The organism is Geitlerinema sp. PCC 9228 (assembly GCF_001870905.1).
Taxonomy (GTDB): Bacteria; Cyanobacteriota; Cyanobacteriia; order Cyanobacteriales; family PCC-9228; genus PCC-9228.
Genome location: NZ_LNDC01000066.1, coordinates 1 through 22,948, shown reverse-complemented (window position 1 = coordinate 22,948; position 22,948 = coordinate 1). Strand labels below are relative to the sequence as shown.

Annotated in this window: 18 protein-coding genes; 6 read left to right on the top strand and 12 right to left on the bottom strand. The window is 50.4% G+C overall.

Annotated elements, in window-relative coordinates:
* Nucleotides 1-141 precede the first annotated feature (141 nt).
* The gene (locus AS151_RS05225) at nt 142-1,206 is read left to right on the top strand and encodes a pentapeptide repeat-containing protein (RefSeq protein WP_071515994.1); all 1,065 of its coding nucleotides are present in this window, start codon (nt 142-144) and stop codon (nt 1,204-1,206) included.
* 13 nt (nt 1,207-1,219) lie between these two features.
* On the opposite strand, the gene AS151_RS05220 is transcribed toward AS151_RS05225, so the two are convergent.
* From AS151_RS05220 to AS151_RS05205, 4 genes are all read right to left on the bottom strand, one after another.
* On the bottom strand, nt 1,220-2,602 hold the full coding sequence (locus AS151_RS05220) for a tetratricopeptide repeat protein (RefSeq protein ID WP_139240521.1): 1,383 nt from the start codon (nt 2,600-2,602) through the stop codon (nt 1,220-1,222).
* A 13-nt stretch (nt 2,603-2,615) separates the two neighbouring features.
* Nucleotides 2,616-3,977: a tetratricopeptide repeat protein gene (locus AS151_RS05215; RefSeq protein ID WP_084639414.1), complete on the bottom strand. Its 1,362-nt coding sequence runs from the start codon at nt 3,975-3,977 to the stop codon at nt 2,616-2,618.
* Between the two features lie 200 nt (nt 3,978-4,177).
* Nucleotides 4,178-5,767 (bottom strand): bifunctional pantoate--beta-alanine ligase/(d)CMP kinase, encoded by a 1,590-nt coding sequence (locus AS151_RS05210; RefSeq protein ID WP_071515996.1) that lies wholly within the window; start codon nt 5,765-5,767, stop codon nt 4,178-4,180.
* A gap of 82 nt (nt 5,768-5,849) precedes the next feature.
* Nucleotides 5,850-6,947, bottom strand: a complete 1,098-nt coding sequence (locus tag AS151_RS05205; protein ID WP_071515991.1) for a septal ring lytic transglycosylase RlpA family protein — start codon at nt 6,945-6,947, stop codon at nt 5,850-5,852.
* Between the two features lie 367 nt (nt 6,948-7,314).
* Between AS151_RS05205 and purM the strand changes: the two genes are divergently transcribed.
* Entirely contained in the window at nt 7,315-8,337 is a 1,023-nt protein-coding gene (gene purM / locus AS151_RS05200; RefSeq protein WP_071515990.1) for a phosphoribosylformylglycinamidine cyclo-ligase, read from the top strand.
* 43 nt (nt 8,338-8,380) lie between these two features.
* Entirely contained in the window at nt 8,381-9,331 is a 951-nt protein-coding gene (locus AS151_RS05195) for an NAD(P)-dependent alcohol dehydrogenase (RefSeq protein WP_071515989.1), read from the top strand.
* A 199-nt stretch (nt 9,332-9,530) separates the two neighbouring features.
* On the opposite strand, the gene AS151_RS05190 is transcribed toward AS151_RS05195, so the two are convergent.
* The 8 genes from AS151_RS05190 to rseP all read right to left on the bottom strand — a co-directional run bounded on the left by AS151_RS05190 (nt 9,531) and on the right by rseP (nt 18,975).
* Nucleotides 9,531-10,124 (bottom strand): hypothetical protein, encoded by a 594-nt coding sequence (locus tag AS151_RS05190; RefSeq protein ID WP_071515988.1) that lies wholly within the window; start codon nt 10,122-10,124, stop codon nt 9,531-9,533.
* Nucleotides 10,124-11,683 (bottom strand): WD40 repeat domain-containing protein, encoded by a 1,560-nt coding sequence (locus AS151_RS05185; protein ID WP_071515987.1) that lies wholly within the window; start codon nt 11,681-11,683, stop codon nt 10,124-10,126. Before AS151_RS05185 ends, AS151_RS05190 begins: the two co-directional genes overlap by 1 nt.
* Before the next feature lie 59 nt (nt 11,684-11,742).
* Entirely contained in the window at nt 11,743-13,107 is a 1,365-nt protein-coding gene (mgtE, locus tag AS151_RS05180) for a magnesium transporter (protein WP_071515995.1), read from the bottom strand.
* Nucleotides 13,108-13,177: 70 nt separating this feature from the next.
* A complete protein-coding gene (locus AS151_RS05175) occupies nt 13,178-13,678 on the bottom strand; it encodes a metal-dependent hydrolase (RefSeq protein ID WP_071515986.1) in 501 nt (166 codons plus the stop codon).
* A 71-nt stretch (nt 13,679-13,749) separates the two neighbouring features.
* Complete coding sequence (locus tag AS151_RS05170; RefSeq protein ID WP_071515985.1) at nt 13,750-14,931, bottom strand: glycosyltransferase; 1,182 nt, start codon at nt 14,929-14,931, stop codon at nt 13,750-13,752.
* Nucleotides 14,932-15,827: 896 nt separating this feature from the next.
* Entirely contained in the window at nt 15,828-16,985 is a 1,158-nt protein-coding gene (locus tag AS151_RS05160) for a glycosyltransferase (RefSeq protein ID WP_071515983.1), read from the bottom strand.
* 181 nt (nt 16,986-17,166) lie between these two features.
* On the bottom strand, nt 17,167-17,874 hold the full coding sequence (nth, locus tag AS151_RS05155; RefSeq protein WP_071515982.1) for an endonuclease III: 708 nt from the start codon (nt 17,872-17,874) through the stop codon (nt 17,167-17,169).
* A gap of 9 nt (nt 17,875-17,883) precedes the next feature.
* Entirely contained in the window at nt 17,884-18,975 is a 1,092-nt protein-coding gene (gene rseP, locus AS151_RS05150) for an RIP metalloprotease RseP (RefSeq protein WP_071515981.1), read from the bottom strand.
* A 481-nt stretch (nt 18,976-19,456) separates the two neighbouring features.
* On the opposite strand from rseP, the gene AS151_RS22735 reads away from it, so the two are divergent.
* The 3 genes from AS151_RS22735 to AS151_RS05135 all read left to right on the top strand — a co-directional run bounded on the left by AS151_RS22735 (nt 19,457) and on the right by AS151_RS05135 (nt 22,572).
* Nucleotides 19,457-19,669, top strand: a complete 213-nt coding sequence (locus tag AS151_RS22735) for a zinc ribbon domain-containing protein (protein ID WP_084639413.1) — start codon at nt 19,457-19,459, stop codon at nt 19,667-19,669.
* A gap of 195 nt (nt 19,670-19,864) precedes the next feature.
* Nucleotides 19,865-21,268, top strand: a complete 1,404-nt coding sequence (locus AS151_RS05140; RefSeq protein WP_071515979.1) for a TldD/PmbA family protein — start codon at nt 19,865-19,867, stop codon at nt 21,266-21,268.
* A 62-nt stretch (nt 21,269-21,330) separates the two neighbouring features.
* On the top strand, nt 21,331-22,572 hold the full coding sequence (locus AS151_RS05135; RefSeq protein WP_071515978.1) for a DUF3747 domain-containing protein: 1,242 nt from the start codon (nt 21,331-21,333) through the stop codon (nt 22,570-22,572).
* Nucleotides 22,573-22,948: the final 376 nt, after the last annotated feature.

The following is a 22,948-nucleotide window of genomic DNA, read 5'->3' as shown; positions in this document are numbered from 1 at the left end:
AATGGGGCTAAAGCCCCACGAGGCGCTTTTCCTCCCCGCGCTAAAGCGACGGGGATTCCAAGCTACCGAAAGTTTTACTTGATATTTGGGGCTATACCATCCCCGCTAGCTTTCCCAGGTCAAATGTTTTGAGGTGAGCTTATGAATAAACTATTATGGTTGCTTCCTGCATCGCTGGTGGCTTCTACAGCGATCGCTATGCCAGCAAAAGCCTATGAAGAGTACGATTTGGAACGCTTGCAACGCACCAATGCCTGCGTTCGTTGTAACTTGCGTGGTGCCGATTTAGAAGACGTTCGCTTGCGTGGTGCCAATTTGCGCTCTTCCGATTTGCGCGGTGCCGATTTGGAAGGGGCCGATTTGGAAGATGCGAATCTCGAAAATGCTGATTTGCGCGGTGCCAACCTCGAAGATGCTAACTTAGAAGATGCCAACCTCACAGATGCCGATTTGCGCGGTACCGATTTGGACGATGCGGATTTGGATGGTGCCAGAACCTACGGCGCGCGTGGTTTGTCCGGTCGTTATGACCACCGCTACGACGATCGCTACGATGGTCGTTACGGTGACCCCTATGGCGATCGCTACGACGACCGCTATAATGCCCAATACTATAACGAAATTAACGAAATTTATCGGGAAGTTCTAGGGCGCAATGTGGACCGCAATGGATTGCGCACCTGGGTTCGCGAACTACGTCGGGGAACGTCTCTCAAGGAAATTCGCCACGAAATTGCCCACGGTCAGGAAGCCAGATCCCAACTCAACCGCATTTACCGACAGTTGCTCAGCCGCAATCTCGATCGTGATGGATGGGATACTTGGAGCGATCGCTTGGCGGATGGTTGGAGTCTAGAACAGGTACGCCGCGAAGTTGCCAACAGCGAGGAAGCCGAAAATCGCTACCAACGTTCCCAAACCAACTACAGCAAAGCCATCCATCGCATCTATCGGGAGGTTCTAGGGCGCAACGTGGACCGCAGCGGTGCCAGAACTTGGATGCGCAAACTACAAAACGGCGAAGATTTGCAAGAAATTCGCGATGAAATTGCCCACAGCAGCGAAGCCGAAACGGCCATCCACCGAGTTTACCAGCAATACTGGGGACGCCGCGCCAACTCCCAGGAAGTCGATGCTTGGCAAGACCACCTCGCCGACGGTGGCGATTTAGGAGATCTTCGCGATGCTTTGCGCCGCCGGCGATAAAGAACGGGTATGGCTATTGGGTAGGATGTGCAAACACGAGTTTGTTGTAATCTTCATTGCTTTCCAAATCCACAAAATCCGGTTCGGATTTGGCCGTTTCCCGAATACTGGGGTCTAGAGTAATGGCTTGCCGCAAGTTTTTCACCGCTAGCTTGCTGTTTTCCTGCAAAGCATACAAACGCGCACCGTTGTAAAAACTCCCCGGATCGTCCTGCTTGAGATTAACTGCTCGTTTGAGGGAGGTTTCGGCTTCTTCGTAGCGCCCTAATTTCATCAAGGGAACGCTGCGATCGCGCCAAATTTGGTAGTTGTTGGGGTCTTTTTCTTTTACTTGCTCGAAACAATGCAAAGCGTTTTCATAACGGCTGCTGGCGGTGAGGAAATGGGCTTTTTGCCACCAAATCTCCGTACGTTCGGGATTGATTTCTAAAGCTCGGTCCAAAGAAGCGATCGCATCTTCGTACTGCTGCACCCTACCTAAAGCCATGCCCCGCTGGTACCAAATTTTATCGCTATCGTCTTTGAGTTTCAGCACTTTATCGTACGCCGCGATCGCATCGGGATAGTTTCCCATTTCCAACAATTCATTGGCTTGCGATAAATAAAAGTCGCACAGTTCTTGCAACTGCGATTCCAACTTGCTCTGAAACTGCATCGACTGTTCGATGGTTTGCCGGGTTTGCGACATTAAATTTTGCGCCGCTAATGCCATGGAAACCACTTCTTTCAACTGCGGCGTACTGTCGCCTTTATTGGTAGACAAAGACCCACCGGGTGTCGATTCCAACTCGGCATGCATGGCTTGGCTGGGTTCGATCCAATCCGAACGGTTACGCCCGGAATGGCGATCGCCGCTATTGTAACGCCGCAGCAATAAGAAAGCACCAAAAGCACTCGCCGGGATACCCACAATCGCCAGCAACACCAAAATCACCCCCATTAGGTTCAGCAATCCCAATGTATTGCCCAAGGCGCGATCGACTTCCTCTTGCACCATCTCTTGCACGCTCTCGTCGGAGGTAGCTCCCGCCTCTGGAGCACTAGCTTCCACCTCGCTTTCTGCTGCTGGTGGCGATGGCGGTGCTGTCATCGGTTGCTCTGGTGCCGGTGTCGCCGCTGGCGTTGGTTGCGGGGTAGGTGGTGGAGAAGCTTCTGGCGTGGGAGACGGAGAAGGCGACGGACTGGGAGAAGGGGAAGCCTCGGGAGAGGGAGAAGGAGAAGCTTGTGGGGTAGGAGAAGGCGACGGACTGGGAGACGGAGAAGGGGAAGGCTGCTGTTGTTGGTTTTCTGGTTTGGGGGAACTCTCGGGAGAGGGAGAAGGCGATTGAGCGCGAGCCGTACCCACTGCAAGCAGCAAGGCAGATAAGGTCAACAGAAGGAAATGCTGGAATTTCATAAAAAAATCGGACCTACTCGATTAACGACTGAAACCGATCGCTGTCTTGGAGCCTTTGAAAATCCGGCTCGTTTCTAGCTAGGGACTTGTATCGATCCCGATTGCGGTTAATGGCCTGTTGTAAGTTTTCACAAGCCAAGTCTATATTACCCTGCAACGCATGGCAGCGTGCTTTTTGATACCAAGTATCCACATGTTCGGGGGCAAATTGAGATACTTTTTGGTAAGCATCCAGAGCAGCTTGATTTTTTTTCAAAGTTTGTAATAGTTGGGCAAAATTATACCAGGCATCTACGTAATCTGGTTTGATTTTTAATGCTTTTTTATACGCTTGAATGGCTTTCTTTGGTTGCTCCATTTCCTGCCAAACCAAGCCTAAATTTTTCCACGCTTCGTAGTAATTGGGTTTGAGCTTTAAAGCCTTTTTATAGGAAGGAAGCGCTTCTTCGTATTGCTTCATTTTCACCAAAACGCTACCGCGGTTGTTCCACGCTTCCGGGTATTCCGATTTCAATGCCAAAGCGCGGTCGTAGGATTGCAGAGCTTCTTCGTAGCTGCGTTGTTGGAATAAGGTACTGCCACGGTTGCTCCAAGCTTGGTAGTAATCGGGTTTGTACTCGATCGCTTGGTCGTAAGCCGCGATCGCTTCTTCGTAGTTCCCTTGCAAAAAAGCTGAGTTCCCTTGCTGGAAAAAATGCACCGCCTGTTGGTTCTTTTCTTCACTCACCCCAGGAGAAGGCGTTGGGGGGGATTGCGCCGCAGCCGTATCGGTAGGAGTGGGTTCTGGAGTTTCGGTTTGCAGAAATGTTTCTGGAGAGTCTTCCACTTCCTCAACTTCGCTTTCCTCTTGCTCTTCCGGTGGCAATTCCGGCGTCACTGGCGAAATACTTGACAAAACAGCCATTTTCCGATCTAAATTTTGTCGCTCCGCTTGTAACGTATTCAGCACCGATTCCGCCTGGGACATGCTCTGGTGTAGCTGCTGAATGGCATCATCGCGAAAGCTGTCAATTTCCTGGGCAAACAACTTACTCTGCCGTTCCATATAAGACAGCAGCAACCAAATTCCCACCCCAGAAAGCGTAGGCAGCAAAACCAAAAGAAAGGCCACCACGTACATGAGCAAAGTGGCGCGACTCATGGCTTGGTTCACCTCTTGCCGAACGCGATCGCGAAGGGCTTCCGAAACAGGTTGGTGCGGTTGTTCGGTGGGGGAATCGGAAACTTGCGCTTGCCACTGAGGCAGCGTTGAAACCTGGGATTTCGCCAGGGTCTGGCCGCTGGAGATGGCAACCAAACATACAGATGGCACCCCAACCAGCAAGAACCACCACCGAAAAAGGAACCGCTTGCACGGAGAATTTGGAGATTTCATGGGCTACCTACCTGCCATCCAATTAGCAACGGGTCGCAATGGTTCTTAATTTGGCGATAGTCCCATTTCAGCATATTTCCTCCTCTATAGCACGAATTGATAGGAAGCGTACCGAGCGTGAAAGATAGGGAAATGAGAAAATTAGAAGATCGATGGATTTGTCTCTTCCATGCCCCCACGCTCCCAAGCTCCCATACCCCTTAGGAAACAGCCACCAACACCTGTTGGTAACACGCTAAAATTTGCTCGACCACCTGCTCCACCGTCAGTCCGTCGGTTTGGATTTCAATGGCATCGGCAGCTTGGCACAAAGGGGCCACCATGCGATCGCTGTCTTGCTGGTCGCGTTTGGCGATCGCTTGTTCGAGCATTTCCAAATCAATTTGATTTTCTCCCTGTTGCTGCATATCTTGCTGGCGGCGGCGCGCCCGTTCTTTCACCGAAGCAGTCAGAAAAATTTTTAACTCGGCCTCAGGAAACACATTGGTACCAATATCGCGCCCTTCTGCCACCAAACCGCCACGTTCGCCGTAGCGTTGCTGTTGCTGTACCAAAATTTGCCGCACTGCCGGTTGGGCTGCGACCGTGGAAACTGCATTGGTGACCTCGTTGTTGCGAATTGCCGGCGTCACATCTCGCCCATTGACCTGCACTTCTACCCGATCCCCATGGGGAATTAAATCAATACGACACTGGCTGGCAACTTCGGCGACTGCAGGTTCGTCGTCCATGGCCACCCCAGCATCCAAAACCGACCAGGTAACCGCCCGATACATAGCCCCCGTATCCAAATACAGTAAGTTTAACCGTTCGGCAACCTGGCGGGCGACCGTTGATTTGCCCGCTCCAGCCGGACCATCAATGGCCACAATCGGACGGCGATGGTTTTCTAGCAAAATATTGTCAATCAAACGTACCGATCCTACCCAAGCAGCGAGCGCTAGCATACCACGATTCTCTACCCTCTCCAGAGGCACCAGCGTATCCGGATGAACCAGTTCTACATATTCCACCTGAATCTCAGGTTCTGCCGCCAACAGCGATCGCACCGTATCGATAATTGTATGCGCGTCGGGACCATGGTGGTTCGATGCCTGCCGCTGGCGCTCGAATTCCTGGGCAGCTTGGCACAAACTGCGATACAGCAGGGCCGCTTTTTCCCGCTGGTAGGGCTGCAAATATTGGTTGCGCGAACTCAAGGCCAACCCCGAATCCTCCCGCACAATGGCACAACTGACGATTTCTGTAGGCAACTGCAAGTCGGCAACCACCTGGCGGATAATGGCGAGCTGCTGTCCGTCCTTTTGCCCGAAATAAGCCCTCTGAGGCTGGATAATTTGCAAGAGCTTGGTCACCACCGTTGCCACCCCTTCAAAATGACCGATGCGGGTACGACCGCACAAAACTTGGGTCATCGACTTGGGTGGGAAAACGCGGGTGGTGGCTTCGGGATTTTCCCAAGCTATGGCGCCATACATTTGCTCGGAGGTGGGAGCAAAAATGACATCCACCCCCAACTCCTCGCACAACTGGCGATCGCGTTCCAAATCCCGCGGGTATTCCTGGAAATCTTCTCGGGGACCAAATTGCAGGGGATTGACAAAAATACTGACCACAACAATTTGGTTTTCTAAGCGCGATCGCCGAATTAAACTAAGATGTCCCTCATGTAACGCCCCCATGGTGGGTACCAATCCCACCTGCTGGGTGACGCCTTGAGTTTGCCGAAGGGGGGCACGATATTTGTCGAGATAGCAGCGCACAGCCGCAACTGTGGTCAGCAGTCGCACCATAACCAACTGGTTTGTTCTAAGGTACGACAGTCAGTTTACCGTACCCGCGATGGCAATGGCAGCTTCGATCTGGCTGGATCTATCTCGGCCTTCCCAAAACTTCCACACGTACTGGCGCTACTCCCATACGGGTCAACCCCAAAACCTGAGCTGCGGCTTTGGATAGATCGATGATGCGATTGCCGTGATACGGCCCCCGGTCGTTAATGCGCACCACCACAGAACTGCCGTTGCGCAAGTTGGTAACCCGCACTCGAGTACCAAAGGGCAGCGAGCGATGGGCGGCTGTTAGGTCGTATTGGTTGAACGGTTCGCCACTGGCACTCAAACGTCCGTGAAAGCCAGGACCGTACCAGGAAGCGTATCCGCGCAAGCTGGCCAGTAAGTTGTTTCTTTCCGGTTGGGGTTGGGGTTGGGGTTGGGGTTTGGTGGGAATTGATGCCAAAGGTGGAGCTTCCCCAAGCAAGCGGCGCAGTTTGTTGGTGGTTTCTAAGGTATTGCGGGCCAGGTTGTCGGTATCGCTGACAAAGGTGACGCTATCGGACAGTTCTACCAGAATTTCGCCGTTGACCTCGATAACGTAACTTTCTAATTCTGGATGCCACCGCCCCCGAATAGATTCGGCATCCACGTTCTGGCGGTGCATTTGGTTGAGCTGGGCAGCGATCGCACTAGCTCGCCATACGGGATCGCTGGGGTCGTTGGCTGGTTTCGCAGCACTGGCGGGTTTCTTCGACCCGGCGACAGAACTCGGTGTAGGTTCGCCGGCCCTACTGACAGCTACCTCGGACATGGCTCCTACTTGGGATTCGGCGGCGCTGGTGTTCTCTGCCGAAGCCCCCAAAAACAGAAGTACGGGAATATCTTTGACGTATAGGGTCGCAGCCTGTCTGCCCTGCCACTCGTGGGCGTACAAAGAGGCGATCGCTTCAGAGGCATCATCGGCACGACAGGAGGTATCTGTGGCGGTGCAAGCTTGATATTCTCCCACTTTGACGACTTCTGGCGACGTTTTTGGCCTCTTGTGAAGTGCGGGAACGTCGCTTCTACGGTGGTCCTGGGAATGCTCTTCGCTAGCAGCGTGCCTTCGTATCTCTTCTGCCAGGCTAGAGGGAACCACGCCCAGAACCAAAATGCTTGCTGTAGCGGTCAGGCTACTAAACAGTTTTCGCGTCATAAGCTCTATCACGAAATCAAAATCGTCGATTTATCCTTTGGGAATGGTTGGAAAATGAATGCTCTCGTTTGTTGACGCTTCCATAGGTTTTCTTAGGTTGTTTCTCCAACTAGGCAAAAATTACACTAACACAAACTTCCCAAAAAGTGCATCCGAGAAATCTTTAAATATAAAATTCTTTTATAGACTTTTCCTGGCTGCTTTTCCCGGAAATTCTTACCTACAAATCTAGCCGTTCTCTACAAATCTTTCTAGGCTGTTTGAAAAAAATTATCAAAAAACATGAAAAAAAGTTCCTCATTTATGGTATAGAATCTTTCTGCTTTTCGTTACAATACGGGAATATAGGAACCAACGAATAACCATTATGGATTACAAAGAAGCTGGCGTCGATGTCGAGAAAGGCCGTTCCTTTGTAGAAGGGATTCGCCACTGGGTAGAGAAAACGAAGCGACCGGAAGTGTTGGGGCAGTTCGGTGGGTTTGGGAGTTGCTTTCAACTGCCTTCTGGCTATCAAGAACCGATCCTGGTCTCGGGCACCGATGGCGTGGGAACGAAGCTAAAATTGGCTACCCAATGCGATCGCCACGATACAGTAGGCATTGACCTGGTCGCCATGTGCGCCAATGACATTTTAACGTGCGGTGCAGAACCCCTATTTTTCCTGGACTATCTAGCTACCGGCCAGCTCAACTCCCAGCAACTTACCGATGTGGTCGCCGGCATTAGTCGGGGGTGCCAGCAAGCCGGATGTGCCCTCATTGGGGGCGAAACTGCAGAAATGCCCGGGTTTTATCCGCCAGGAGAGTACGACATTGCCGGTTTTTGCGTGGGGATTGTGGAAAAAAGCCAAATGCTGGATGGTTCGCAAGTGGCGGTAGGCGATGTGGCGATCGCGTTAGCCAGTTCGGGAATCCACAGCAACGGCTACAGTTTGGTACGGAAATTGCTAGACACCCACGCCATCGACCTGCAATCTATTCCCCCAGGATGCACCCAATCCTTAGAAAAGATTCTTTTAACACCAACTAAGATTTATGTCAAGCCTGTTTTAGAAGCTTTGCGTTCGGGTTTGCAGGTACGCGCCATGGCCCACATTACCGGCGGGGGATTGCCAGAAAACCTGCCCCGTTGTTTGCCAAGCCATTGTTCCTTACGCATCGATCGCCGTAGCTGGCGCGTACCGCCTATTTTCGATTGGATTGCCCAAACTGGCAACATCACCACAGCAGATATGTTTGCTACCTTTAATATGGGTGTGGGATTGGTTTTATTGGTTCCCCCTTCTCAAGCACAATGGGCGATCGAATGGTTCCAAAACTGGGAAATTCCCGCCTATGTCATCGGCGAAGCGATCGCTGGTGACGGCCGTACAATCGGCTTAGATTAAAATTGCTAATCTTGTTGCCCTACTTTTTGTTGGAAATACCGCCATGAAAGCCGCCTACATCTCCCGCTACGGTTCCCAAGAAGTATTGCAATACGGCGACCTCCCCGAACCCAGCATCAAAGCCAACCAAATGCTGGTGAAAGTATACGCCAGCAGCATCAATCCCATTGATTGGAAAATCCGCAACGGTCTTTTGCAGATAATCACCGGTTATGGATTTCCTTTGATTTTAGGCTTTGATGTGGCTGGAGAAGTGGTACAAGTCGGTTCTCAAGTCACAAAATTTTCCCGGGGAGATGCCATTTACGCTTATCTCGACTATTTTCCCGGCGGTGGTTACGCCGAATACGCCGCTGTCTCGGAAAAATCCGCTTGTCACCAACCCAACAACATGTCCTATGAAGAAGCAGCAGCGGTTCCTTTAGCGGGATTGACTGCATGGCAGGCATGGCAGGAACTCACCAACCTTCAATCGGGGCAAAATGTATTGGTCAATGGTGCTTCTGGCGGTGTGGGCAGTTTTGCCGTACAAATTGCCAAAGCCTTGGGAGGGAAAGTCACTGGCGTATGCAGCAGCAGAAACGTAGAATTCCTGCGATCGCTTGGTGCCGATCGAGTTATCGACTACACCAGTGAGAATATTTTCTCACAACCCACCCAATACGATATTATTTTTGATGCTGTTGCTAAACTTTCCTTTTCCCAATGCCAACCCTTTCTCACTCCCCAAGGAATCTACATCACCACCCTGCCTTCTATTGACATCGCCATCCAAACCGTACGAACCGCGATTTGGCCGTTTGGGAAAAAAGCCAAACTCCTAGCCAGCCACGCCAGCGGCCAACAGCTAGCAAAGGTAAAAGAACTTATCGAAGCCGAACAAGTGCACTCTGCGATCGCCCGAGTATACTCTTTATCGCAAATTCGTGCTGCCCATGCCGAGAGCGAAGGTGGCAAGGTACGGGGAAAATTGGTGTTGCGCATTAGTCCTTAAGCTACCGTTGTTTCTCTATTAAAAAAATTTATTTGTTCGCCATTTCCCCAAATATGATATTTTCTTCGTATACACTCTTAAACAATGGGAATAGACGCAATTTCTCAATAAAATTCACTATTCCCATTATTAAAACTATACAGCAAATCCCCAAAAAATCAATCCCCAGCCACCAAAAATCGCGGCTTTTCTCAACCCACTACTGCTGCTGTTCGTCCACAGCATTTGCCACCCGCTCCGGAATTTCCTCCAAAGCGCGATCGACCCGTTCTTGCAATTCTCGCATTTGCTGTTGCTGCAAATTACTCCATTGGGGTAACTGGTTGATAAACTGTTGCAGATCCACAATCACGCTATTGAGGTGGTTAATTTGCTCCAACTCCGGGCGTTCCTTAAACTGTTCGGTAAGCATTTCCAACTGATTTTGTAGAGGTTGAATCGATTCTTCCAACTGTTGCTGTCTTTGGTGTAACTTCTCCACCGCATCCACCAAAGACCCCAACTCCTCCAGCTGCACTTGCAAATCGCCACTAGATTCTAAAAATTGAGCCAGTTTCTGCAACTGTTCCGCTTGGCTACCCGACTCCGACGCCATCTGCTGTTGCACTTCTTGCCATTGCTGCTGCATCTCAACCTGCAGCCGATGGCGCTGCCACAGATTGATACCAATCGCCAAACACAAAGGAACCGCAGCATATACGGCTTGTTGTTGAATCGCCGCAGCAACAGTCCCCGCTATAGCAGCACCCAGAGCAACGTATTCTAAAATCTTGAGAGATTGGTGCCAAGACATTAATAATGATTTCCAGAATTCTGCATTTGCCAGACCTTCACCGTTCCATCAGCATGACCGCTAGCCAGTAGGCGACCATCAGCACTCATAGCCAGCGACAACACCGACCGAGCGCGCGCGTCGAGGGTGGAAACCACTTGATTGCTTTCCCGGTGCCAAATTTGAATGGTACCATCGGCACCACCGCTAACCAAAAAGCGACCATCTTGGCTAAAGCTGACGGTATAAACAGCACCAGCGTGGTAGTGGAGAGTTTGAATATTTTTCCCCAGATCGAGACTCCATAGCAAAACGCGACCATCACCGTGACCGCTGGCCATAATCGGACCGTTAGGCGCGATCGCTAGCGACCACACCACATCCAAATTACCGCGCAAAGTACCCAAAGAAGTAAAATATAGGGTGCCATCGTGCCTGGGCAATTGCAACTGCCACAATTTCACCAACCCATCGCCGCGACCAATCGCCAAGGCAGTACCGTCAGCATTCCAAGCCACAGCATAAATGGGTCCTGACAGTTCGTCTAGGGTATGTAGCAGTTCCCCCGTACCCACATCCCAAAATTTGACCGTTTCGTCAAAACTACCGCTGGCCAAAATCTTACCATCGGGCGTTGCTGACAAGTCGCGTACCGAGCCTTGGTGTCCGGTGAGGGTGTGCAACAGTTCCCCCGTTTCCAACTGCCACAATTTCAATGTCTCATCCCAACTGCCACTGGCCAAAATCCCACCAGCCAAAATTTCCACATCAAACACGCCCCGTTGGTGACCAGTAAGGGTATGCTGCAGTTGGGCTTCCGGCAAGCGCCAAATATGGATTTGGCTATCAAAACTACCGCTAGCCAGCCAAGTGCCTTCTGGGTTCACCGTCACCGCTCGCACCCAATCGTTGTGAACGGCAAAACTATGGATACAATCCCAATGGAGGGTTGGCGGTTTGGGCAAGGGCAGCTGCAAGCTAACAGTTTCTTGGTTGCTGCCGGAGGTGCTGGTGGTTTCAGGGGAACGGGGGGATGGGGATTCCTGAGTGGTTGCCGGCCATTCCGATAGTAGGGTTTCCAAGACTTGCAAGCGACTGGCCAAATTTTTTTGTTGGGCGCTGTGTTCGGGGAGAGTCTCTTCTAGGTGAGACACCCGCTCTGCCAAAGCAGAACTGTTCAGGTAGCGAACCACGCTGGAAATGGTTTCTTCCAGACTGGCATATTCCTGGCGTAGCTTGTCCAGTTCTGGTTCGATGGCCTCGCCGGCTGGAGCTGGAGAAGGGGTAGGGGGTGGTTTTGGCGTCTGCATCTGGGAGGTGGACTCGGCCGTCAAGCGGTTTCGCAAACTGTCGATGGTTTCGCTCAGCTGTTGGTTGAGTCGCGCGATCGCATTGTGGGTCCGCCGGCGTACCAAGCGATCGTGGCGTTCTCGGTTGATCAGGTTAATCCCCAAAGCCAACCAAAGGGGTACGGCTAGGTAAACAACTTGCTCTTGAACGGCTGCTACTACCGTACCAATGGCCACCAGAACCAGAAGAATGTATTCTGCTATTTCTAACCGTGTTGGAGAAGTTTTCATGGAAGCTCAAGGGGTAGGGGTCTTCCGCAGCCACCCATCTGGTCAGCCAGATTAGGAAGCTACACACTTTGCACGATTAACCGCGCGACGCTGAAGTAGATAAGCACCCCCAAAACGTCTACAGCCGTGGTAATAAACGGTGCTGACATTAAAGCCGGATCGAAACCCAAAGCTCGAAACAGGAAGGGAAGGGTAGACCCCGAGGTGGATGCCAAAATGGAGATGCCGGTCAAGCTAATGCCCACAGCGATCGCCACCGCCCAATTGCCTTGCAACCAAAAAGCCCAAACCGCAACCACAGCTCCTAGCATAGCGCCTAATACCGCTCCCGTGAGCGCTTCCCGCCAAATAACCTGCAAAGCTCCTGCGGTTCTGAGTTTTTCGGTGTTCAAGCCACGAATAACGACTGTAGACGACTGCGCACCCACATTGCCACCGGTTCCGATGAGCAAGGGAATAAAGGCTGCCAGCGCTACCACTTGCGAGAGAATATCCTCTTGCGAACGAATGACGGCACTGGTGAGGGTGTTGGTAAATAGCAAGACAAACAGCCAAATTACCCGTTGTCTGGCTCTGGTAAATAAATTTAGTTGAAAGTAATTATCTCCTTTATCGGACTGCAGGCCACCTAAGGCATAAATATCTTCGGTCGTTTCTTGTTCTAAAATATCAATGACATCATCGACTGTAACAATGCCTACCAAGCGCTGTTCTCGGTCTACCACCGGTGCAGCAATAAAATCGTAGCGCTGGATGGTTTTGGCAACTTCCTCCTGGTCAGTATTGGTGCGCACGTAAATCACTTCGCGGGTCATAATTTCACCGATGGTTTGCTCGGGATCGGCCATGACCAAATCCCGCAAGGAGAGAATACCGGTCAAACGGCGGGCAGGGTCGGTAACGTAGAGGTAGTAAACGGTTTCGGTAACGTTGGCCAGCCGCCGGATGCGTTCTAAGGCTTCCGAGACCAGCATATTTTCCTTGAGGGAAATATACTCGGGGGTCATAATCCGACCGGCGGTATCCGGTTCGTATCCCAACAGCAACGATGTGGCTTCCCGCTCGCTGGGACTGAGTTGCTGCAGCAACCGCCAGACAATTTTGGCAGGCAATTCATCAAACAAACGCGCCCGGTCGTCTGGCGACATGCGGTCGATGACTTCTAGAACTTCTTGGCTTTTAAATTCTTCGACAATGAGCTGTTGGACGCTGGTGTCGAGCTGTTCGTAAACTTCAATGGCTTCCTGTTTGGAAAGCAAGCGAAAGGCAAGTGCCTGCATGGGTTCGGGCAGACCTTCAATGGCTTCGGCAATATCTGCCGGTTGTACGGGAACCAAGAGGGTTTTGGCACCCTGTAGGTTTTGTGCTTCCAGCAGCATTTGCAGTTGCGATCGCACCAATTCTCGCAACTCGTGACGGGACATGGCTGCTGGATCTTGAGCTAGATTGTTGTTGTCCACCAAAACCTATTTCCTATGAAGCACTATGGCAATTTTAACGAGATTTTTGGTTCGCTATATACGTGCGCGCTGCCAGCCAATAAAAAGGTACTTCAAAAGCTAGCAAAGGCCAAATGGTTTTCAGCATTTCTACAGGTTGTTGCCAGGTGGTATCGCTTGGAAACGAGCCAGCCAGGTTGATGGGAGAAAAAAATCCGTCGTCAAAGGGATAAGCGATCGCGACACCAATGCCGTTGGTGGGATTGGTATCGAGACAGGCATCCACCAGCAAATGCAGCATTCCCCCAACGAACAAACTACTAACACGCATCCATTGATGGGTGGCATTTCCCCACCCACCAATACCGATAGAGGTTAAAAATACAAACAAAAGATTGTGGGTGAGCTGGCGATGGATTTGGTTGAAATGCGTCGCCGGCAGCAACAAGAAATCAATATCCGGCAACAAACCACCGACCAGAATGGCCCAAAGACAAATGCGAGGGGTTTGTTGACCGAGGAAATAGGAAATCGAAAAATGTCCCAGAGGTGACATGGGATACTGGGGAGAGTTGGCTGGCTGGTGGAAGGCGGTGGCAGATCGGGAAAAGGAATTTGGTTAAAGATTCATTCAAATTTTAGCTTTTTGAGGGCAGGTTGGGCGGCCGGAATTGCCAACACCAGGTTTTTTAACGTTTGCCGAAAGCGATGTCCGCCAAATCGTTCTAGAACCCGCGATCGCAGTTGGTGGGGTTGGTACAACATGGGATTGGGATAGGCTTTTTGCAAGTACAATTGCAAGCAACTGGCGATCGCTTGGGGATTTTCCGGATCGACCAAACATCCCAACCGACCGCCAGCTACCAAATCGGTGGCCCCATCGCGATCGCCGACCAAAACAGGTTTTCCGCAAGCTAGTGCTTCTAGACACACCAGACTGCTGTTGCCGGCAATACTGGGTAAAGCCACAATGTCGCACAGATTATAGTGGAGGCTCAATTCTTTGGTGGAATAGCAGAATACCAGGGTGACGTTCTCGCGAATTCCGAACTTTCTGGCCATACGGTTGACCCGTTGTATATCCTCAGCAGGGCCAACAAAAATATAACGAACGTTGGGAAGGTCCTGGCGTAGCAGCGCGATCGCTTGCAAAATCTGCTCGTAACCGTCGCGGTTGCTTGTTTTGGAATCGCTCACTGTTAGCACCACCGGTTGCCGCGGTTGCAAACTGTAACGTTGTTGCAGGGATTTTGGTTTTTCGGCAATGCGGAACTGGTTGCCGTCTACCAAATGGGGAACCACAATGGTGCGGTTGGGATGGAGGTATGGCAGCTGCAAAAGTCGCGATCGCATGTAATAGCTGGTTGCCAAAATACAAGCCGCTTGCCCCAATGCCAGGCGCTGGCACCATCGGTAGCAATGCCAACGTTCCCATCCCCGTGCCACCAACCAGTATTGCACCTGGAAGCAAATTTGCAGCAGGCCACACAGAAAACCGTAACGCATGTGGGTGGCAATAATTAACCTGGGAGGCTGCCACCAGCACAACCAAAAAATTTGCCAGACAAAGTCAATGCTTCGCCACCAACGGGGCAAATGGCCGAAACCGCGAAAGTAGGTATTGGGCAAAAACTGCGAATAGCGCTCAATAAAGCGGTCGGATTCTAGGAAAACTTCATAGCTCGCTTGCGGGTCGATGCTTTGTAAGGTTTGCAGGAGAAATGCATTGTAAACTTGTTCGCCGCCTTGGTATTCAAACAGGTTGGGGGCCAAAATGACATATTTGCGACAGGAGTTAGGATTGGGCATTGATATTTTTCGGTATCGCTGTCCTCGAAGTTGCTACCGGTCACACGGCGAAATTCAGCGGTTGCACTTTCGAGCTCGTCCGAGTTGGGCGCATTTTCACCGTGGTGTTGCACTTGGATGGTCAAACAACTCCATTCTTCTCTCTGCTGTCAACAGCGATTTTTACGGAGATGGCAAAAAATTTTTTATACCCAACCCAACCTAGGGAAACCACAATCTTTCTGTAGGGGAAACTCCCCGTAATTGCTTTCTTGTCGGGGTAGGCACGGGGGCACGACCCCTACATTTTTGTGGGTGTATGTACGTCGGATTTCGTATTCCATGATTTTCTTAAAATTATGCAAAATATAATACGATTTTTAAAAAATCATGATTATCTGGAATTTTTCGATTTTCTGGTAAACAGGCTGCGGGAAGTTCGCCAAGCGCCCCGACGAAAATGCCGCTATAATCTATTGCATATTATTAAGAAATGGTAGAACGCTGTTTCTCAAAGAAAAACATCCGAAGGGGAAATGCAAGTGCGAACCCGATCGCTTGATTTTGAAAATGGTGTTGTCTTAATTTTTTGATTTTATTCTAAAAAACAATGATTTTTTTAATTCCTGATAACCTGGTTTCGCAAAGCATTCATACAAAAATACATCACTCATATGAAATCTACTTGAATAGATTGAATTGCCCTCAGACCCCCCGGCTATCGCCGTCCCCCCAACCGGCGGGGGACTTACAGGGGGTTATACCAATTGAACATCGGTCGAACTCAATCAAGTTTACAACCGAATTTCATATCACTTATTTCTTGCACTTTTTTAGGAGAATCGGATAATTCTGCAATAAATTATTGAGCCGAAGGGCTTTGCCACGTTTTTTGTCAAGACAACAATCGTTATTTCTCAAGAACCCTCAAAAATAGGAGCCATCAATTGTTCCAAGGTCTTGCGAAACTGTTGTAAACCAAAACGTGCTAAGATTTCTGCTCGCAAACGTTGGGGCTCGTAAAGAATGGAATTAGGATAAGTTTTATTTATGATTTGAATGAGTTTATCTGCGATCGCTTCGGTATCTTCCGGGTCTACCAAACAACCCAGCTTGCCGCCAACCAAAGGATCGACCGCCCCATCGCGGTTGCCAGCCAGTACCGGTTTGCCACTAGCCATGGCCTCTAAATAGACAATCCCAAACCCTTCTACAACGCTCGGTAAAGCAAATACATCGCACAAATGGTAGTAATCGGCCAGTTCCTCATCCTCGACAAACCCCGTCAACGTTACGCAATCTTGTAATTCTAACTGTTGAATAAGGTTTTGTACCCGTGGTGTATCGTCTCCTTTGCCCACCAAAATATAGCGAACTTGAGGAACAAATTGGCGTACCACCACCAAAGCACGCAAAATTTGGTCGTATCCTTTGTATCGAGCTGTCTTGCCCAAGCGGCTAACAGTTAAAATAACTGGTTGATCCGGGGTAAGTTGGTAGCGTTGCAGCAAATGTAGGGGTTTGGGAGCAATACAAAACTTATTTTCATCAATAGTATTGGCTAGCACAGCAACGCGATCGCTAGATAAAGATTGCTCTTGTAACAAACGAGAACGGGTATAGTAGCTGACTGCCAGAACGCGATCGGCATGTCGCAAAGCATACCGGCGTTGGGGATGCTTGAGATTCCAAGCCTCCAAGCCATGCGCCACTACCCAATAGGGAATTTGATACCAACGTTGCAACCAAGGCAAAACCACACTGTAATTCACATGACAGGAAATAATTAAATGAGGACGTTTGGTCATAGCCAGCCAAACGGTCTTCCAACCCATAAAAAAACTTTGTAAAAACCGGGGAAACCGACCAAAACCGTAGAATTGCGTAGTTTTTAAAAAACGAGAATCGGGTGCGATCGCGTTTTCGTATTTAAGTAAAATATCGTAGTCCGCCGAACTATCGAGATTTTGTAAATTTTGAATAAGAAAAGTAGCATAAACCTGTTCCCCACCTTTGAAGCCAAAAAGGTTAGGGGCAAGAATCAAATAGTAACGTTTGTTGGAAGACCGCTTCATAAAACAGAAACCGCTGGCGCTTGCTTCGCACTCATTACCTACAAAATAACAGTCCAGCGATCGCTTGTTTTTGTAGTTTTTGTAAAGATATTTCCGACGCTAGAACTGTTGCAACTATCGAAAAACAACAAGCCCCCTAACTGCCATATTGATTGCAAGCATTCGGGAAAAAGATAGCCAACTATTGGGAAGAACTGGGATTTTGAAATCGTTGGGGCGATCGCACATTTTCTGGTACCACCGTAGCAGAAGGACATAAATGGGCCAAAGCACAGCGATCGCACTGAGGTGCTCGTGCCATACACACATGGCGACCGTGATAAATCAAGCGAATCGACCAATTTTCCCAATCTTCCTGGGGCAACAAACGAATCAGATCCCGTTCGATGCGTACCGGATCCTCATGCTCTGTAAGTCCCAATCGACGGCTGAGTCGTTTCACGTGGGTATCCACCGTTACCCCTTGATGAATACCAAAAGCATTCGCCAGCACCACATTAGCCGTTTTGCGAGAAACCCCCGGCAACGCCAGCAGCAACTCCATGCGTTTGGGAACTTGACCGTCAAACTTCTCTACAATCATCTGACAAGCTCCCTGAATGTGCTTAGCCTTATTGCGATAGAATCCCGTCGAGCGAATCAAGCTTTCCACCTCTTCCCGCTCAGCAGCAGCTAGAGAAGGAGCATCTGGAAAACGGGCAAATAGTTCCGGCGTCACTTTATTCACGCGCTCGTCGGTACATTGAGCCGATAAAATGGTTGCCACCAGCAGTTGCACCGGAGTTTCGTAATGGAGGGTGCAACGAGCATCGGGATAGAGGCGTTTGAGCAACACCAGCACTTCTCTGGCTCGCTGCTGCAACGCCGACCATTTACGAGTAATGCTCATTTGCTACCCCTACTCCAAAAACTGTTGCACCACATCCAACTGAGTCGTGTCGCGAATAATCAGGAAAATTCCCAATCCCAACAGCAACACCAAACCCGTTTGCATAAATCCATCTTGAATGGAAGTAGGCAGGGGTTTGCCGCGGACACCTTCCACCATCAAAAAGGCTAGCTGTCCACCATCTAACGCCGGCAGAGGCAAAATATTGATAATTGCCAAGTTGATACTGACAATTGCAGCAAACACGAATAGATTATTGGCATTGGAGTTAGCAATGTTGGCCCCTTGCTCCACAATTTTCACCGGACCAGCGACTTGATTAACCGTTTCCCCAAAATTGAGAATCAGCTGGGAAAATCCTTGTACGGTTCGATAGATAATATCTTGGAACTCGTTAGCAGCAAGCTGCCAAATTTCACCGATATGTTGGGGCGAACGGTACACTGGGTCGCCATTAGGAAACAGTTGCACCCCAATAAAACCTTTACCTTCGTTGTTGAGATGGGGAGTAATTTCTAAATTGAGAACTTCCCCACCGCGTTTAATGGTGAGATCGAGGGGTTGCTGGGCGTGGGTTTCAATAATTTCCTTTAAGGTAGGAATAGCGGCATCGGAAGCCGGGAGCCTGTCGCCCTCAACGCTGAGGATAATATCCCCTGCCTTGATGCCAGCTTCAGCGGCGGCGGAGTCGTTGGAAATCACCTGGGGAACCAAAGCACCGGGTTCGTAGTTGAACCCATCGGGAATCCCCACCAACTGAAATTGCAAGGCCAGGACCAGGTAGGCAAAGACCAAATTGGCAATAACGCCAGCGCTAATGACAATAACCCGGTCCAAAACAGGGCGATTGCGCAACAAATCCACATCGTCTGGGGGAATTTCGCTTTCCGGGTCGTCATCGGGAAAGCCAACAAATCCCCCTAGAGGCAAGGCGCGCAGGGCATATTCGGTACGCGCTCCTTGAAATTTCCAGAGTATGGGACCGAAACCGATGGAAAATCGGTTCACGTGGATTCCCTGCAATCGAGCGGCCAGAAAGTGACCGAGTTCGTGGACAAATATTAAAAGAGCTAAAATCGCGATCGCTGCCAAAACTGACATGAAGCTAATCCAGAATTTCTTAGGTTTCTTTTGTCGATACGCGCTCGGTATCAAGCGGCGTCGCTTCAGCGCAAGTGCTGACTTCCTGGTAGATTGTAGCACTTCTCCAGGGGCGATGGCGATTTTCCCCGAATTTGTAGGAGTACAGAAAACGGGGAAAGCGATCGCGATTGGCTTATAAAAAATAAACCCCCTGGGCTGCAGGGGGAGAGAGATTCTCAAGCAATCGGAGGATACTACCTACACTACGATCGAAATTTAGCTATTGCTGTAATATCTTTTACCGCATGAATCGGGAGTTTGAAAGCCCTGACTTTTCACGCGCAGGGATGAAAAGCCACCCGTGCGGCGGTCGCCGCCGTTAAAATCAAGTTGAGGTGCTAGCCTCTAAAAAAGCAGGCGAAATTTTTTAAACCTATTTTCGTACATCATGTTGACTCTCAGCTACGAATTTCAACTTTGTCTTGGGTCTGTTTGAAGCGTGGTAAATACTAAGCCTGCAGTAGATGTCAAACAGACCAGTCAAATTTGTCCCCATTGTGGTATCCATACGGGGAAAAAGCCGCTTTCTCAAAGAACTCATTCCTGCTCCCACTGGGGCAGGGGAACCCATCGAGACGTAGCAGCAGCACAAGTGGTTTGGAATCGAGGTGTCGCCAGTACATCCACAATGGGGCGGAAAAATGTTCGTTGAGCGTTCCTGTTACCGGGGATAGACTAGTTCATAGCGAATCTCTTCACAGGCACACCCGATGAAGCGAGAATCTCATGAATTCTATTCGTGAGAGTTTCAAGGTTTGTTGGTTGTTGGTAGGCGAATTCCAGTAAAAATAGAAATAGTATTTATAAAAAACTTTCGCACCCTGTTAAAGGACCGTTCCGCAAGCTTATGTCAGATCTATCTGTAGCCAAAAATTTTGTCGAAGATGCCCTGCAAAAATATCGAGGACAAGTAGACTACTTGGCGATTCGCGTGGAAGCTTCCGAGCAAACCGATATTTTCCTGCGCGGGTCGCGGGTGGAAACCCTCAGCGAAGGCATTTCCCTCGGCGGACAAGTGCGGGTTTGCTATCGGGGAGGTTGGGGAACTAGCAGTTTCAACCGTTTGGTGGATTTAAATAGCCACATCGAAGCAGCGATCGCGGCCGCCAAACTGGTGGGAGGGGAGGGCACGACCTTAGCCCCCATTCCTCCCATCCAGGATACCTGCCAGTTGCCCCTCACCGGCACCAATCCCCGGGATGTACCCCTATCCGAAAAAAAAGACCTGTGCCAGCACTACACGGATATTCTCCGCAGCGTGGACAAGCGAATTGCCTCCACTTCCGTGCGTTATGGCGATCGCTACCAGCAAGTCCTCATTGCCACCTCCGAAGGCACCCGCATCGAACAATCCTGGACCGACATGGAAATGCGTTTCGCCGCCACGGCCAGAAATGGCGACACCGTGCAAACCGGCAGGGAAACCACTGGTTCCCGGCGCGCCTATGAAGATTTAACCAACCTCGATCCCCGGGTACGCAGTGCTGCCGAACGAGCCGCCGAAGCCCTATTTTTACCCACCGTTCGAGGCAACACCTATACTGTCGTCATCGACCCCATTTTGTCGGGGTTGTTCGTTCACGAAGCCTTCGGTCACCTTTCGGAAGCAGATATGGCTTACGAAAACCCAGAACTGTTGGAAGTTATGACCTTTGGCAGACGGTTTGGTCCTGAAGATTTGCAAATTTTTGATGGGGCTGCCCCCACCGGCCATCGCGGCAGTTATTTCTACGACGACGAAGGCACGCCCGCCAGCACCACCCAACTGATTCGAGATGGGGTCTTGGTCGGCAGGCTCCACTCCCGGGAAACGGCGGGCAAGTTAGACGAGGAACCCACCGGCAACGCGCGCTGTCTTGACTACCACTACCCCCCTTTGGTACGTATGACCAATACTTGGATCGAACCCGGGCGCACGCCGGTGGCTGACCTGTGCAACGGCATTCGTGAAGGGGTCTACGCCCGCAACTGGCTGGGAGGTATGACCAATGGCGAAATGTTCACCTTTAGTGCTGGCGAAGCATGGATGATTCGCAATGGTCAGCTGGCGGAAAAAGTGCGTGATGTAACCCTCTCTGGTAATGTATTTACCACCCTGGCAGATATTGAAGCGATTGGGGATGATTTTTACTGGGATGAATCTGGCGGTTGCGGAAAAGGCGGTCAAAGCGGTCTACCTGTCGGTTGCGGCGGTCCAAGCTTGCGGATTCGCAACGTTGTGGTAGGCGGTGATGTGTCCACTTCTGGCTAACGACCAGCTCCACAGTTTGTACTTGCAAGTCACGTTTCGAGAATCCAATCAGAAAAAAGAAGATGAAAGCTGTATTCAAACATCTGGTTACTCGGGTTGCTACCACCAGCTTGATTGCTGTTGGTTTGGTTTCTCCGGCACTAGCATCTACCTTCGGACAGCGAGAAGTCAATCAAAACGACTTCATTGCCGTCGCCAATCCCTTGCCTACGGGGAACAGATACCAATTGTTGACCATCGAACAAATCTCCAACCGCCGCCAATGTTGGAGTACCAGCGGTTCCAATCCCACGCAGGTGGATTTGCTGCTGCTCAATTTTGACTTTACTGGGATTTGCGGGCGCAGCACCGACCCCAACGGCTATTCGATTCGTGCGGCTGGTGAAGATGTGGGGTTGCGCTACCGGTTGCGCTTGGAACGGCGGGGAAACGAAATTGTTTTGCTTGGTCGGGCTTTGGATGGACGGGAGTTTGAAATTGGAACCACCAATGGTATTGCTCCCGGACCCATGAAGATTCAACTGTATCCGGGATGGCGCTTCACCAAGCGTACCTATCAAGGACAAACCTTGGGTCACATTTACTTTACCAGCGATCGCTCCGTATCAACCCTCATCGGGCAGGCACCTTCTCCTTCTCCCTCGCCACAACCCTCGCCTTCGCCTTCCCCTTCTCCTTCCCCTTCCCCCTCTCCTATCCCGGGAGATACTCCTTTTCGAGATATTGCTGGAGATATCTACCAGGATGAAATTGAACAGGCGGTGGCAATGGGCATTATTTCTGGTTTTGGCGACAATACGTTTCGCCCCCAAGAAGAGGTGACGCGGGAACAGTTGGTTTCGATCGTGCTAGAAGCGATCGCGGGATTGCCCGATACCAATATTTCCTTGCCCCGCAGTGCCACTGGTTCTCCTTATCCCGACGTACCGGCATCGCGCTGGAGTGCTGCTAAAATTCAGTTTGCCCGTCAAAATAACATTGTCACTGGCTACGAGGATGGTACGTTCCGCCCTACCCGAACGGTCACCAGAGCGGAAATGATGGCGGTGTTGCGCCGGTCGGTGGAGTTTGTCAAGACCCGACAAGGAGAATCCCCGCAAATTTCCACTCAGAGATCTCCTATGAGCTTTACCGATATTAGCGGTCACTGGGCGAGTTCTGTTATTACTCTGATGTCTTCTTACTGCCAAGTGGCTTCTCCGCTGAACGAACGCGGCAGTTCTTTTCATCCTAATATGGCAGCCCAACGCAATTATGCTGCAGCGGCTACCCTACGGGCTGTTAATTGTTTGGAATCGGAATAACCAGAATCGCCCGTTCTCTCCATAGCCAGACGAAGATTGGACCCCAGTACCACCTTTCTGTAGGGGCGATCGCGATCGCTCCTACAACCGACATGGGGGCAGGTTAAATAGATGTACGACCAGTTGATTGCGTTTTCTGATAGTTCAAGATTGAACAATACTATATAACTGTAAAAGTAAAGCAGTCAGAGCATACTTCGGAGGTGTACGGTGCTATCCCACAACGCCTTGAGGAAATTCCCCAAAGTTCCTACAAAATCTCTTTTTAGAAAAAATCCACCTCGTTGTCTTTGATGTCATTTTTGATGAAGACACTTCTCCGCAACGTCAAATACAGCCGGCTGTCAATTTTTCGATTTTACGCACCATTGCGATC

Coding starts and splice junctions, on each gene's coding strand:
- AS151_RS05205 (WP_071515991.1), bottom strand. CDS start 6,947: ATGACGCGAAAACTGTTTAGTAGCCTGACCGCTACAGCAAGCATTTTG.
- AS151_RS05175 (WP_071515986.1), bottom strand. CDS start 13,678: ATGTCACCTCTGGGACATTTTTCGATTTCCTATTTCCTCGGTCAACAA.
- AS151_RS05220 (WP_139240521.1), bottom strand. CDS start 2,602: ATGAAATTCCAGCATTTCCTTCTGTTGACCTTATCTGCCTTGCTGCTT.
- AS151_RS05170 (WP_071515985.1), bottom strand. CDS start 14,931: ATGCCCAATCCTAACTCCTGTCGCAAATATGTCATTTTGGCCCCCAAC.
- rseP (WP_071515981.1), bottom strand. CDS start 18,975: ATGTCAGTTTTGGCAGCGATCGCGATTTTAGCTCTTTTAATATTTGTC.
- AS151_RS05140 (WP_071515979.1), top strand. CDS start 19,865: ATGTCAGATCTATCTGTAGCCAAAAATTTTGTCGAAGATGCCCTGCAA.
- purM (WP_071515990.1), top strand. CDS start 7,315: ATGGATTACAAAGAAGCTGGCGTCGATGTCGAGAAAGGCCGTTCCTTT.
- nth (WP_071515982.1), bottom strand. CDS start 17,874: ATGAGCATTACTCGTAAATGGTCGGCGTTGCAGCAGCGAGCCAGAGAA.
- AS151_RS05185 (WP_071515987.1), bottom strand. CDS start 11,683: ATGAAAACTTCTCCAACACGGTTAGAAATAGCAGAATACATTCTTCTG.
- AS151_RS05135 (WP_071515978.1), top strand. CDS start 21,331: ATGAAAGCTGTATTCAAACATCTGGTTACTCGGGTTGCTACCACCAGC.
- mgtE (WP_071515995.1), bottom strand. CDS start 13,107: ATGTCCCGTCACGAGTTGCGAGAATTGGTGCGATCGCAACTGCAAATG.
- AS151_RS05215 (WP_084639414.1), bottom strand. CDS start 3,977: ATGAAATCTCCAAATTCTCCGTGCAAGCGGTTCCTTTTTCGGTGGTGG.
- AS151_RS05190 (WP_071515988.1), bottom strand. CDS start 10,124: ATGTCTTGGCACCAATCTCTCAAGATTTTAGAATACGTTGCTCTGGGT.
- AS151_RS05225 (WP_071515994.1), top strand. CDS start 142: ATGAATAAACTATTATGGTTGCTTCCTGCATCGCTGGTGGCTTCTACA.
- AS151_RS05160 (WP_071515983.1), bottom strand. CDS start 16,985: ATGAAGCGGTCTTCCAACAAACGTTACTATTTGATTCTTGCCCCTAAC.
- AS151_RS05195 (WP_071515989.1), top strand. CDS start 8,381: ATGAAAGCCGCCTACATCTCCCGCTACGGTTCCCAAGAAGTATTGCAA.